Source organism: Hoeflea sp. CAU 1731 (assembly GCF_039888615.1).
Taxonomy (GTDB): domain Bacteria; phylum Pseudomonadota; class Alphaproteobacteria; order Rhizobiales; family Rhizobiaceae; genus Flavimaribacter.
The window spans coordinates 24,915-37,996 of the sequence record NZ_JBDQQS010000001.1; the positions used below are offsets into that span (position 1 = coordinate 24,915).

A 13,082-nucleotide genomic window follows, 5' to 3' on the forward strand; every position below is an offset into this window, starting at 1 on the left:
CATGGCTTTGAAACGGGGTCGCGGCGTTGCCGCCATCAACTATCCGACCGGCATGAATCTGGGCGGCGATCCGAGCCAGGCGCTGGTCCATTCCACTCCGACAGGCAGCTTCATGGTGACCCTGTCGAGCGTCGACCTGGGTCAGGGACTGAGGCAGGTGATGTCGCAGATCTGCGCAGAAACGATCGGCGTGCCGACCGAGGCCGTCACCATCGATACGGCCGACACGGATACCGGTCCGCATTGCATGGGAACATTCGCATCGCGCGGAACCCACCGCATCGGAAACGCCATTGTGCAGGCGGCCCGGGAAGCCCGTGATGTCATGCTGGAAGTCGCGGCGGAAGAACTCGAAGTCGACGCCGGCGATCTCGACACCGACGGGACGGGCAATATTCACGTGAAGGGCGCGCCACAGAAGTCGATATCTGTTTTCGATACCGCGCTCGCAGCGCACTTCAAGCACGGCAGATCGATATCGGGACGCGGCATGTTCCTTGTCCCGCGGTCGTTTCCGGAGATCGAGACCGGCGCAATGAAGCCGGCGACGTGCTACGCCCATGCCTGTGTCGTCGCGGAAGTCGAGGTCGACGACGAGACCGGTGAGGTTACGGTGCTTTCCGTCAAGAATGTCTACGATGTAGGTCGTGCGCTGAACCCGAAGATGGTCGAGCAGCAGCTCGTTGGCGGGTCGTGGATGGGCGTCAGCCACGCGCTTTATGAAACGACCGAACCCTATTATCCGGATCGCGACTACGGCGGGACCGATTTCAATCAGTATCTGATGCCGGGGCCCGGAAATCTCGCGGATACCGAGACAATCGTGATCGAGCGTCCGGCGGCCGACGGTCCGTATGGCGCCAAAGGCGTTGGCGAGATGTGCGCCAATCCGCAGATTCCGGCGGTCGCGAACGCCATTTTCGATGCGGTCGGCGTTCGGGTCGACACCATGCCGATCACGCCGGAGAGGGTGTTGCGGGCCCTAAAGGCGCAATTGCATGAGGCGCCGACCGGCTGATGGTTGTTGCAGGTTCCGAAATCATGGAATCTCCGGAAGAGGTCGCCAGGCAACTGTCAGGGCTGCACTACGTTGCAGACGAAAGCCTCGCGACCGCCATTTTTCTTGCAATCCAGCTCGGCAAACCACTTCTGATTGAAGGCCCTCCCGGCGTTGGAAAAACCGAGGCGGCCAAGGCCATGGCCGGGGCTCTCGAACGCGACCTGATCCGGCTACAGTGCTACGAAGGCATCGACGCGAGCCAGGCGCTGTATGAGTGGAACTACCAGCGCCAGTTGCTAGCTATTCGACAGGCCGGCGACGCAGAGATCGATCTCTACGGCGACCGCTTTCTGATCGCGCGTCCGCTGCTGCAAGTACTGAGATCACCCGAGAGCTGCGTGCTGCTCGTCGACGAGATCGATCGGTCTGACCACGAATTCGAGGCCCTTTTGCTCGAATTCCTGGCGGACTTTCAGATTTCCATTCCCGAGCGCGGAACGATCCGGGCGGTCTCTCGACCCCTTGTGATCTTGACCTCCAACCGCACCCGGGAGTTGGCGGAAGCGCTACGGCGGCGTTGTGTCTATCACTGGATAGACTACCCGGACGCCGAACGCGAAGCTCAGATCATCATGCTTCGCAGTGGCGACGTGGCAAGGGTAACAGCAGCTGCGGTCGCCGTTGCGGTGCGCGATATACGGGCGCGGCCGCTAGCCAAGCCGCCAGGCATTGCCGAGGCGGTCGACTGGGCCAATGCCGCGACGATCCTGGAAAAAGGCGGCAGCCCATGGCCGATCGCATTGCGCCGCGCCGTGGGCCTTCTGATCAAGGACGAAGACGACCTTGCCACGATCGAACCCGAACTCGAAGCCATTCTTGAAGGGGCGCTATCGTGACTCCGCCAGCTGACTCGGATCTGCCGCGCGCAGCCGCGCCGTTCCTCGGTTTTGCGAGACTTCTACGGCGTCACGGATTCGTGGCGTCGTCGGAGCAGGCGACGACCTTCATGCAGGCCATCGCCCTTTTGGGCCCGAGATCGGTCGATCATATCCGCGAGGCTGCGCTCGCCACTCTGGCGCCGCGGCCTGACCGGCGTGACGAGTTCGACGTGCTCTATCGCATGTGGCTGCATGGTGAAGAGCAGGTTCCGCATGATGGGGAAGGCGAGGACGAGGAAACTGGCGTCAAGGAGAACGGTCCAGGCCTGGAGCATGTGGCTCCAGAACAAGGCGAAGCGGGCGGTAAGCATGCCTCGGCTAAGGAACGGCTGGCCCGGCGTGAATTTTCGGACCGGGTAGACAGTTTGCAAACGTTCCAGCGACATATCGCTCAGGCTCTGCCGAAACGGAGAACTTTCCGGACGGAGGTTGCGACATCTCCCGGCGCGCTTGACCTGCGCCGATCGCTGCGTTCGTTTGTTCAAACCGGCGGCGATATCCCGTCGCCCGTATGGCGCAAGCGGCGTGAGGAGCCGCGCAGGCTTTTGTTGCTGATCGATGTTTCCGGGTCGATGAAGCAGTTTACACCCGGTTATCTTGAAATGGCGCATGCGGCCGTTCATGGGGCGACGCGTGTTGAGGTTTTTACCTTCGGCACACGGCTGACTCGCTTGACAGCGGCATTGCGTGTCCGTGACAGATCAATGGCGTTAGCCCGGGCTGCGTCGCTGGTTGACGACTGGGACGGCGGGACGCGTATCGGACCATCGCTGCTCGCCTATCTGTCGATACCGCGTTTTGCCGCTCTTGCGAATGGAGCGTGCGTCGTCATCCTGTCCGACGGTTTGGAGCGCGGCGATCCGGCGCCAATGGAGCTCGCAATAAGCCGCCTGCGCGGCAGGGCCAGGCGACTGACGTTCGTGACGCCATTGGCTGGCGATCCGCGCTTTAGTCCCGAAACCGCTGCGATGAAGGCTATCCTTCCTATGCTTGACGATCTCATAGACGGTTCGTCGGTGGCGAGCGTAACCGATTTTCTCTTGTCGCTGGCGCGACCCGCGCCTGCTGCAAAATCCATCTGGCAGAGGGCTTCCTGATGCAGCCGATCATCGATTCTCATTTTCACATCTGGCGTCAGCAGGATCTGCCATGGCTGATTGGCCCCATGGTTCCGCGCATCTTCGGTCCGTACGATCCAATCCGACGTGACTATCCGATCGAAGAGTTTCTCGCCGACCAGATTGAATCTGGCGTCGAGAAAGCGGTCTACGTACAGACCAACTGGGCGAAGGAAGACTTCGAGAAGGAAACGGCCTGGGTGCAGGAAACTGCGGATCGTACCGGCTGGCCGCACGCGATCGTAGGTTACGCTGACATGACGGTTGACGACGTGCGCCCGCAACTGGACCGCCTCGCGAAATATCCCCTGTTGCGAGGCGTCCGTATGCAGCTTCACTGGCATGAAAACCCGGACTATTGTTTCGCTGCCTCGGCCACGCAGGTATTGGATCCGAATGTCAGGAAAAACGTTGCGTTTCTACAGGAGTACGGGCTTTCCTTTGACCTTCAGCTGTTTCCGGCGCAGATGGCAGACGGCGCGACGCTTGTCGAGGAAAATCCGGACACCAGTTTCATCCTCACCCATGTCGGCATGCTGACGTATATGGATCCGGCAACTGTGGCGGCATGGGAGGACGGATTGCAAAGCCTTGCGGCACGACCGAATCTTTTCGCGAAGCTGTCAGGCCTCGGTACCTTTATCCACAGAAACGATCCGGAGATGATCGATTTCATCGTTTCCAGAGCGGTCGACATTTTCGGCGGCGACCGATTGATGTTCGGTTCAAATTTCCCGATAGAGAAGCTCTGGACTGATCACAAGACCATGGTGGATTCGTACAGGGTGGCAGCCGACAAACTGGGCGAGAAGGCGAGGGCCGCCATCCTTCATGACACTGCGGCGCGGGTCTATCGCCCGGCGTAGGCGACCTGTGCTCAGGATTGTCTCGCCAGGCTCATCGTGTCCACGATGTGTCTGTATCCGTCCCGGTAGACCTGCTCGGGGCTGTCGGCGAGGTCGCGCCATACCTTGGTCGCCGCGGCAAGGTCCGCAAGCCCCCGGCCGAACGCTTCTATCGTCAGCCAGGAATCGTAACCGATCGCATTGATTGCGGAAAAGGTCTCTGGCCAGGGGATGTTGCCTTTCCCCGGCGTACCCCGGTCGTTTTCGGAGATATGGATATGAACCACATCACCGGCGTTGCGTGTCAGAGCGCCGATCGGGTCCTTCTCCTCTATATTGGCATGGAATGTATCGTACATGGCCTTGATGTTGGGATGATCGACCATGTGCAAGAGTGAGCACAGATCGTCCATCGTGTTGGCCAAATAGCATTCGAAACGGTTGAGCGCCTCCAGCCCGACCGTCACCCCAACCTTCGCGGCGTGCTCCGCCACCAGCTTCTGACTTTCGACGGCCCGTGAAACTTCATCTGATGTGGGGCCTGCGCCGGAAAACTGTCCCAAAACGGAATGCAGCGGTCCGGACACAGTATTGGCGCCGAGGGCGGAAGTGCAATCCAGAACCCAGCGCATGTGATCGACAGCCGCGGTTCGCACCGCTTTCGAAGGCGAGATCAGGTCGAACTGCGGATCGCCGATCGCGCTGACCGCCGTTCGCTCCAGTCCCAAGCCGTCGAGCATTTTTCCAAGTTTCTCGTAGTCCGCCGGATTGCCTTCGAAAACGGGTATCTCGACCCCGTCGAACCCTGTTTTGCGAATGTCTTCCAGCAGGGCTTCATGTTCCGGCCCGACACGCGCCGTCCAGAGAAACATACACATTCCGATTTTCAAGAACCTGACCCTCCCGTCCTGTTTTTGGTAATACCAGATCGAGTTGAGCTCCGCCAGCCGGGAAAACGGATAACTTGCCGAACACACTGGTAAGTCGCTGAAACGTGTGAAATAGACGGTGCGCTGCGATGTTATGTCACTTGACCACTTGTCTGAACTGTATCAATCTGGTCTAACCAGAATTTGCTTTGTGGAATAGTTTGAAACAGCACATGGTGCGGGAGGAGATTAATGCATCTGTCGACACACAACTGGATGCGTGCGGAACCATTGGAGACGACCGTGCGCCGCATCAAGCAGTATGGCTACGAATCCATCGAGATATCCGGTGAGCCCGAACAGTATGACGTCAAGGAAACACGCGCCCTGCTCAAGGATACCGGCATGCGCTGTTGGGGTGCAGTAACCCTCATGCTGGGTGAGCGCAACCTGGCGGCAAAAGACGAGGGTCAGCGTGCGAAATCGGTAGACTACGTGAAGTCTGTCATCACCATGGTCTCGGAGCTGGAAGGCGAGATCATAACGCTCGTGCCAGCGACCGTTGGCAAGGTCGTGCCCGATGGCACTCCGGAGGAGGAGTGGGGCTGGCTCGTCGATGCGACGAAGGAATGTTTCGATCATTCGCAGAAAAAAGGCGTCAGAATAGCGATCGAACCGCTGAACCGTTTCGAGACCTACGTCTTCAACCGCTGCGCACAAGCGTTGGCGCTCGCCGATGCGGTCAGCCCGGAATGCGGCGTCTGTCTCGACGCCTTCCATCTCAATATCGAAGAGAACGACATTTACGATGCGATTCGCCTGGCTGGAGACAGGCTGTTCGATTTCCATGTGGCCGACAACAACCGTTTCGCCGCTGGTCTGGGTCATCTCGACTGGCCGAAGATCGTGGGAACGTTAAAGGAAATCGGCTATGACGGCGCTCTCACAAACGAGTTCGTCGCCCCGGTCGACCGGACGCCGGCGACGATGTACCCCGACATGGTCGAAACCGATCCGGTCGATATTTCGCCGGAGCAACTGAAGTTCATTCAGGACCACGGCTCCTCGCTTCTCACCGAGAAATTCTACGCGGATCAGATGCGGATCACCGCTGAAACACTGCTCCCGCTAATGAAGTGAGCGAATACGGACGGCTGAAGGAGATGCGATGCGGATAAAATCGGTCAATGCTCGGTGGGTGCGGATACCGATCGAGAAATCTCGTCAGCATGTCAGTGACTTCGGTCGTCTGCAGACATTCGACGCCGCCATCATCAGGATAGAAACCGAAGATGGCGTCGTCGGCTGGGGTGAAGGCAAGAACGCCGCAGGCAGCGCTGGTCAGTACGCTGCGCTGGTTCACCTCATCAACGAGGAATACGCCCCCGTTCTCATCGGCCGTGATGCGTCGGAAATTACGCCGATCTGGGAGAGCCTCTACAACGGCAGCCGGTGCGAAAGCGCCGCCGCCAGAGGGCATGTGATGCCTGAGTTGTCCCGTCGCGGACTGACGGTGGCGGCCATCAGCGCCATCGATATCGCCCTGTGGGATATTCGCGGCAAGGCGCTTGGAGCGCCGGTCTGGTCCCTGCTTGGCGGCCGGTCCGCAGAAAGACTGCCGGCCTATGCATCAGGAGGCTGGGCGGACGCGGACGGCATAGGCGATCAGCTGAAAAGTTACATCGATTCCGGCGGGTTTGGCGCGGTCAAGATGCGGGTGGGCTCGATGGACGGGGCGCCATATGTCTCGGCAGAGCGTGTTCAGGCCGCCCGCAAGGCGATCGGACCAGCAGTAGACCTGATGGTGGACGCCCACGGAACCTATACCGTTGCAGAGGCTAAACGGTTCGCCAGTATGGTCGCCGACTGTGATCTCGCCTGGTTCGAGGAGCCGATCACGGGGGACGACCGTTTGGGCGTCTCGGAATTTCGCGCCGCCACCGATATTCCAGTGGCGCTAGGTGAATCGGAGTGCACGCGTTTCGATTTCAGGGATCTGATCGTCTCGCGGGGGGTCGATATTCTCCAACCGGATCCGGCGTATTGCGGAGGGATTACCGAAGCGATGCGCATCGCGACGCTGGCTTCTGCCTTCAATTTGCGGCTGGCACCGCATCTCTGGGCTGGCGCCCCTGCATTTTTTGCAGGACTGCACGTTGTCGCAGCCGCGCCATCAGGGTTTATAGTGGAGTTCTCACTGGGTGCGAATCCAATGATTCACGATCTCTCCCGGGAAAAGGTTGTCGTCAAGGACGGAACGATTGCGGTCCCGGACAGGCCTGGCCTTGGCCTCGAGATCGACGAGGACGTCGTGTCCAGGTTTACGGTTTGCTGATGGAGTGAAAATGCAGGGACAGGAAATCCTTCCGGCGATCGCCGCCCACCTTCTGGACAGTGCGCGCGCCAATGGCGGCAAGGCTCCTTCCGAGAGACATCTGGCCGAACATTTCTCGGTAAGCCGCGGCCAGGTTCGTGAAGCGCTGGCGATTCTGGAATCGATGCAAGTGATCGAGCGCCGCGCCAAGTCTGGCATCTACGTCAACACTGACAATTCCGGCTTTGAGGCTATGGCGTTTTTCGCGCGCGCCGGCATTCCGCTCGAGAGCCGACAGATTTATGAAGCTGTCGAGGTTCGCAAGATTCATGAGATCAAGGCTGCGGAATTGGCGGCGGTTCGCGCCACAGAGGAGGATTTCAAGCGTTTGCAGGATGTGCTGGAGCGTTCCGAGCAACGGATCGCGGCCGGGGAGGGCATCGATGCGCTCGATCAGGAATTTCATCTGCAGATCGTTCGCGCCACGCAAAATACGCTTTTTCTGAGTATCTGCACGTCATTCTACGAACTCGGCCGTCAAAGGCTTGAAGTGTATTTTCGCGATCCTGATCGCAATCGCAAATCGCATGAAGAACACAAGCAGATCTACGAGGCTCTGGTAAAACGGGACGCGGCGCTGACGTCGGCGCTCATGGTGTCGCATCTGCGCGGCGTGATGAGCTACTGGACCGAGTTGCTGGAACCGCACGCGCCCGGCTCCTGAAATGTCTGCACTTTCCATTTTTTCCACGCACCCTCTGCATCCGCAGGTGACCGAATCCCTTTTGACGCTTGGCGAATACACGGTGGCGAGCACGCCGACGCCGGAAGCCATCCTCACCGAAAGCAGCGGCGCCGAACTGATTGTCGTCAGGGCGCCGATCCCGCCGGAGTTGATCGAACGGGAAAAATGGCTGCGCGCGCTCGTGCGCCATGGGGCAGGTCTCGACATGATCCCTGTCGATATCGCAACCCGGGCGGGGGTGCTGGTGGCGAATGTTCCAGGCGCCAACGCCGTCACAGTCGCCGAGCACGCCATATGGTCGGCGCTTGCACTCCTCAGACGCTATCCGGAAGTCAATCGCGACCTTCGCGACAACGGGTGGTCGGCAGGGCGCGCGCATGCGGACGCGGGATGCGACTTGTCGGGCAAAACAATGGGTGTCCTCGGCATGGGGAATGTCGGGAGGCAAATCGCCCGAATTGCGCATAACGGTTTCGCCATGAAGGTCATCAGTCACACGCGCCGACCGGACAGCAATCCGAAGGAGGTGCAGGCCGTGCGGTTTTCAGAACTTCTGGACCTGTCCGATGTACTGGTCCTGTGCTGTCCGCTGACCGATGAAACCAGAGGCCTGATCGACGCGCGCGCTCTTCAGTCGATGCGGCAGGGGGCAATTCTGATCAACGTCGCCCGTGGTCCGGTAGTTGTCGAGAAGGCGCTCCAAAACGCATTGGAGAGCGGTCGACTCGGCGGTGCGGCGATCGATGTCTTTGACACGCAGCCTCTTCCCAATGGACATGCGTTTTTCGATCTTCCGAACGTAATTCTGACGCCGCATATGGCCGGAATCACGGAAGAGAGCATGCTACGCATGGGTGAGGGCGTGGTGACTGAAGCGCGGCTAATCGCCGAAGGCAAGTTGCCTGTTCAACTTGTCAATCCGGACGCCGTTGCAAGATATCGCGAACGCTTCGCCTGACTACGCGACGGCCAGATTCTGGCCCGTCTCTGTATCGAAGGTCAGCACGCGATCCGGCTTCCAGCCAAAGCGGACCGTTTCATCCCGCTGAATATGAAGCCCGGCAGGTACTGTTGCGTGAAGTCGCGTCTCGCCCATATCGAGCGTGAGGATCTTCACGACGCCCTGATCCTCGATGTCGAATATCTTGGCTTCGGCCGGAGCGCCCGGTTCCAGAACGAGATTTTCTGGTCTGACGCCAAAGGTTACCGCCGGACCGGCGCTAGCAGAGGAAGCGACCGGCAGGCTGAATCCGTTTACTTCCGCATTGCCATCCGAAAAGCGTCCTTCGATGAGGTTCATTGGCGGAGATCCGACGGAGCGCGCGACGAAGGTGTTGCGGGGGCGTTCGTAGATGTCGGAAGGTGAGCCGACCTGAACCAGCCGGCCGCTTCTGAGCACGCCGATCTTGTCGCCCATCGACATCGCCTCGACCTGATCGTGGGTAACGAACAGGAAAGTGGCTCCAAGATCCTGATGGAGCTTCTTCAACTCGACCCGCAACGTCTCGCGCAATTTCGCGTCCAGGGCTGATAGCGGTTCGTCCATCAGAAAAACACGCGGATCGCGAACGATGGCGCGTCCGATGGAGACGCGCTGCATCTCGCCGCCGGACAGCCGCTCGACCTTGCGATCAAGCAGGTGGGTTATCTGCAACGTGTTTGCCGCGCGCTCCACGCGCTGGGCAATCTCGTCATCCTTCATCTTGCGGACTTTCGGCCGCAATGGGAATTCCAGGTTTCCGCGCACCGACAGTCGGGGATAGAGGGAATATTGCTGCAGGACGAGCGCAACGTCACGCTCCGCTGCGGTCTTGCCCACTACATCGGTGTCGCCAATGATCACCCGGCCGGAGTCCGGCTTTTCCAGCCCCGCGATGACCCTGAGCGTCGTCGTCTTGCCGGCGCCGGTGCGGCCAAGCAAGACGAAGAACTCACCGTCCTCGACGGTGAGGCTCAACTCCTTCAGCGCGCGGGTCCCGCCGAAACGCTTTGAAACATTTTCGAGTTCGACCCGCGCCATCAGACTTCCTTTCTCAGCGACTGACCATTGCCGGCGTCGAAGAAATGCGCCCGATGGTGATCCAGTGATACCCATATCCGCTCGCCTTCGCCGCGGGCGAAACCTGACTCGCATCGTGCGCGCAACGTTTCGTCGCCAATCCTGATATCGACGATGTCATGGCTGCCGAGCGGCTCGACGTTGGTCGTCTCGGTTTCAACGAAACCCTCTCCGCCATTGTGCGACAGGATGATTGCCTCCGGTCGGATGCCGAGTTTCGCGGGCGCTCCGTTCAGGTGCGAGACCATCGCGGAGGGAACGCGAAAGCCTTCCGATTTGCCGATGCGGAGCAGAGCGTCTGTTCCGGATCCCTCGACTGACACATCGGTGATGTTCATTACGGGAGAGCCCACGAATTGCGCCACGAAAAGGTTGGCGGGGTGTAGATACACCTGCTCGGGAGAATCGACCTGCTGCAGTACGCCATCGTGCATCACGACAATCCGGTCTGCCAGCGACATTGCTTCGACCTGATCGTGGGTGACGTAGACGCTGGTTGAATTGCGGGCAATGTGCAGCCGCTTTATTTCCGCGCGCATCTGCTCGCGCAGTTTGGCGTCGAGAGCGCCGATGGGTTCGTCCATCAAAAGCGCCTTCGGTCGGCGCACGAGCGCCCGGCCGATTGCTACGCGCTGCATGTCTCCGCCCGAAAGCGCCGACGGCCGTTTGGACAAAAGGCGCTCGATACCAAGAACTTTCGCAACCTCCTTCACTTCCTTGTCGCGGTCGGACTGTGGAATCCTGACTGCACGCAAAGGAAATGCGATATTCTCGTAAACCGTCATGTGCGGATAGAGCGAGAACGACTGAAAGACGAAGGCTATGTCCCGGTCCGCCGCCTTGAGATCCTGGACTTCGCGTCCATCGATCGTGATCGTGCCCGAGGAGACGGTTTCCAGCCCGGCGATCGCTCGCAGGGTCGTCGTCTTTCCGCAACCGGACTGGCCGAGCATGACAACGAATTCGCCGTCCTCGATCTCAAGGTTGATATCCCTCAGCACCTGTACGGCGCCGAAGAACTTCTGGACATTCTGAAGCTTGATCTGCGCCATCAGATGAGTTCTTCCTCTTCGTCGTCCTCGACTTCAGGTTCCGGTGGAATATGCGATGTCACGAGAAAGCCGATGAGGCCGAGTATCGTGATGGACAATCCGTACCGGTGCAGCACTTCGATCCACGGCTGGCAGAGGAAGATCAGTCCGGAGATCATGATCCACTGCGAAGCCGGTTCGAACCATTTTGCGTTCATTTCTCGAAAGGTCATTTCCGGATAGCTCCGAATGACATGCCTCTCAGAAGGTGATTTCTGAGAAGGAAGGTGAATATCGCCACCGGCAGCAGGAACAAAAAGGCGCCGGCTGCAATGACGCTCCAGTCAGGCAGGCCCGAACCGACCTGTGACGGAATGTATGGCGGTGCGGTCTGCGCATTGCGGTTTGTCATCATCAACGCGAATGCGTACTCGTTCCAGGCGATGATGAAACAGAACACCGCCGTCGCCGCGATGCCGGTCAGGGCTTCCGGCAAAACGATCTTCAAGAACGCCTGGAGGCGCGTATAACCATCCACCAGCGCCGCTTCCTCGTACTCTTTCGGTATCTCGTCGATGAATCCCTTCATGATCCAGACGGCGAATGAGAGGTTGAACGCGGTGTAGAGTATGATCAGCCCCAAATGGGTGTCGTGCAGCCCGACGGTCCGATACATGAGGAACATCGGGATCGCGACCACGACAGGCGGTAGCATTCGTGTACTGAGAATAAAGAACAGCCAGTCCTGTTCGCCCTTCACCTTGAACCGCGAAAAACCGTATGCGGTGAGCGTCCCCATGGAAACAGCAAGGAAGGTCGATATGATCGAGATGATCAGCGAGTTCTTGTACCGGTCTGCATAGCCGGAGGGCGTTATATCGCCGGATCTCCGGTTGCGCACCACGTTCTCGCCGTCGTCATAGATGAGCTTTTCCCACCATGGAGCCGCCTCGTAGACTTCCTGCTCCACAGGCTCGCGCATTTGCGATCGCCGCACAAAAAGCTTTGCGAAGGGCGTCAGCGTGGGCTCGAACATCACGGTCGGCGGCACGGTCGTGGCAAGGCTGCGCGGTTTGAACGCGGTTGACGCGATCCAGTAGATGGGCGTCAGCATGATGATCAGCGCAACGAACACGGCGACGATCGCCACGCGGTTCATTACGACTTCGCTCTTGGTTTTCACCTCGGCCATGTCAGCGCGCCTTTGCCCGGTTGAGATATTTTACATAGATGTTGGTGATCGCCACGACCATGATGAGCACGATATAGGCGAATGCCGAACTCAGGCCTGTCTGCCATTCCAGGAAAGCCATCTTGTATAGCCGGATCGCGATCAGCTCCGTAGTGGGCTGTGACGACAGGATGTAGGCGTGGTCGAATGTCTTGAAGGCTTCCATTGTCCTGAAGATGATGGCGATCATCAAGATCGGCGCTACGAGCGGGAGCGTTATCCTGAAGAACGTATAGAACGGGCCCGCACGGTCTATCTCCGCGGCTTCGTAGAGGTGTTTAGGCACTGCCGAGAGGCCGGCGAGCGACAGAAGCATCACGAAGGGAGACCACATCCAGATGTCGACAATGGCGACGGCCCAGAGCGCCACTTGAGGATCGGCCAGCCACTCAAATTTTCCGAGGCCCAGGAAGTAGTTGATGATTCCGAACGAGGGATCATAGAGAAGTTTCCAGAACAGGCCCACGACAGCCATCGAAAGCATCATGGGCAGCAGCAGCAACGTTGTGACGAGACCCTTGAAGGGGATGGCCCTGTTGAGAAGCATCGCCAGACCGAAGCCGACGACCACCTGTCCGGTCACCGAAATGATTACGTACTTCGCCGTAATGGTGAAATTCCGCCAGATGAATGGATCATTCAGCAACTCGCGATAGTTGGCGAGACCGATCCAGTTGGCCGGAGCCGTCGTGGATGCCCGAAAATCCGTGAACGATGTCCACAGAGAATACAAAAGCGGGAATACGTTGAAGATTATGAGAAAGGCGATCGTCGGAATGATGAACAGATTTCGAATAGTGAGATCTGAAAGTCCCCGCGAAGCGGCGCGGCTATCCGGCTCCAGCCTTGTGATTACGTCTGTCACGATGTCGCTTTCTGGATGAAACAGTCGGCGGGAGCGCTCGCGCACCCGCCGGCGTGTCGGATTTTCT

14 protein-coding genes are annotated in these 13,082 nt (G+C 59.0%); 8 read left to right on the plus strand and 6 right to left on the minus strand.

Annotation, left to right across the window (positions count from 1 at the left end):
• The first annotated feature begins 1 nt into the window (after window position 1).
• Genes AAFN47_RS00135 through AAFN47_RS00150 form a run of 4 tightly spaced genes read left to right on the plus strand, consistent with a single transcriptional unit; the run spans window position 2 to window position 3,922 of the window.
• Window positions 2-1,018: a xanthine dehydrogenase family protein molybdopterin-binding subunit gene (locus tag AAFN47_RS00135; protein WP_499807109.1), complete on the plus strand. Its 1,017-nt coding sequence runs from the start codon at window positions 2-4 to the stop codon at window positions 1,016-1,018.
• A complete protein-coding gene (locus tag AAFN47_RS00140) occupies window positions 1,018-1,896 on the plus strand; it encodes an AAA family ATPase (protein ID WP_499807110.1) in 879 nt (292 codons plus the stop codon). The genes AAFN47_RS00135 and AAFN47_RS00140 overlap by 1 nt, the downstream gene beginning before the upstream one ends.
• On the plus strand, window positions 1,893-3,035 hold the full coding sequence (locus AAFN47_RS00145) for a vWA domain-containing protein (RefSeq protein ID WP_499807112.1): 1,143 nt from the start codon (window positions 1,893-1,895) through the stop codon (window positions 3,033-3,035). Before AAFN47_RS00140 ends, AAFN47_RS00145 begins: the two co-directional genes overlap by 4 nt.
• A complete protein-coding gene (locus AAFN47_RS00150) occupies window positions 3,035-3,922 on the plus strand; it encodes an amidohydrolase family protein (RefSeq protein ID WP_499807114.1) in 888 nt (295 codons plus the stop codon). Before AAFN47_RS00145 ends, AAFN47_RS00150 begins: the two co-directional genes overlap by 1 nt.
• Window positions 3,923-3,933: 11 nt before the next feature.
• Here the strand turns inward: AAFN47_RS00150 and AAFN47_RS00155 are convergent, their stop codons facing one another.
• Complete coding sequence (locus tag AAFN47_RS00155) at window positions 3,934-4,791, minus strand: sugar phosphate isomerase/epimerase family protein (protein WP_499807116.1); 858 nt, start codon at window positions 4,789-4,791, stop codon at window positions 3,934-3,936.
• A 231-nt stretch (window positions 4,792-5,022) separates the two neighbouring features.
• Between AAFN47_RS00155 and AAFN47_RS00160 the strand changes: the two genes are divergently transcribed.
• Genes AAFN47_RS00160 through AAFN47_RS00175 form a run of 4 tightly spaced genes read left to right on the plus strand, consistent with a single transcriptional unit; the run spans window position 5,023 to window position 8,787 of the window.
• Window positions 5,023-5,910, plus strand: coding sequence for a sugar phosphate isomerase/epimerase family protein (locus tag AAFN47_RS00160; RefSeq protein ID WP_499807118.1), 888 nt, complete (start codon window positions 5,023-5,025; stop codon window positions 5,908-5,910).
• A 28-nt stretch (window positions 5,911-5,938) separates the two neighbouring features.
• Window positions 5,939-7,105, plus strand: a complete 1,167-nt coding sequence (locus tag AAFN47_RS00165; protein WP_499807120.1) for a mandelate racemase/muconate lactonizing enzyme family protein — start codon at window positions 5,939-5,941, stop codon at window positions 7,103-7,105.
• Window positions 7,106-7,115: 10 nt separating this feature from the next.
• Window positions 7,116-7,808 (plus strand): FadR/GntR family transcriptional regulator, encoded by a 693-nt coding sequence (locus tag AAFN47_RS00170; protein WP_499807122.1) that lies wholly within the window; start codon window positions 7,116-7,118, stop codon window positions 7,806-7,808.
• Between the two features lies 1 nt (window position 7,809).
• Window positions 7,810-8,787: an NAD(P)-dependent oxidoreductase gene (locus tag AAFN47_RS00175; protein ID WP_499807123.1), complete on the plus strand. Its 978-nt coding sequence runs from the start codon at window positions 7,810-7,812 to the stop codon at window positions 8,785-8,787.
• Here AAFN47_RS00175 and AAFN47_RS00180 read toward each other — a convergent pair whose 3' ends face one another.
• Genes AAFN47_RS00180 through AAFN47_RS00200 form a run of 5 tightly spaced genes read right to left on the minus strand, consistent with a single transcriptional unit; the run spans window position 8,788 to window position 13,018 of the window.
• Window positions 8,788-9,849, minus strand: coding sequence for an ABC transporter ATP-binding protein (locus AAFN47_RS00180; RefSeq protein ID WP_499807125.1), 1,062 nt, complete (start codon window positions 9,847-9,849; stop codon window positions 8,788-8,790).
• On the minus strand, window positions 9,849-10,940 hold the full coding sequence (locus AAFN47_RS00185; RefSeq protein ID WP_499807126.1) for an ABC transporter ATP-binding protein: 1,092 nt from the start codon (window positions 10,938-10,940) through the stop codon (window positions 9,849-9,851). The genes AAFN47_RS00180 and AAFN47_RS00185 overlap by 1 nt, the downstream gene beginning before the upstream one ends.
• On the minus strand, window positions 10,940-11,152 hold the full coding sequence (locus AAFN47_RS00190) for a hypothetical protein (RefSeq protein ID WP_499807127.1): 213 nt from the start codon (window positions 11,150-11,152) through the stop codon (window positions 10,940-10,942). Before AAFN47_RS00190 ends, AAFN47_RS00185 begins: the two co-directional genes overlap by 1 nt.
• Window positions 11,149-12,111, minus strand: coding sequence for a carbohydrate ABC transporter permease (locus AAFN47_RS00195; RefSeq protein WP_499807129.1), 963 nt, complete (start codon window positions 12,109-12,111; stop codon window positions 11,149-11,151). The genes AAFN47_RS00190 and AAFN47_RS00195 overlap by 4 nt, the downstream gene beginning before the upstream one ends.
• Window position 12,112: 1 nt before the next feature.
• Window positions 12,113-13,018, minus strand: coding sequence for a carbohydrate ABC transporter permease (locus AAFN47_RS00200; protein ID WP_220230604.1), 906 nt, complete (start codon window positions 13,016-13,018; stop codon window positions 12,113-12,115).
• Window positions 13,019-13,082: the final 64 nt, after the last annotated feature.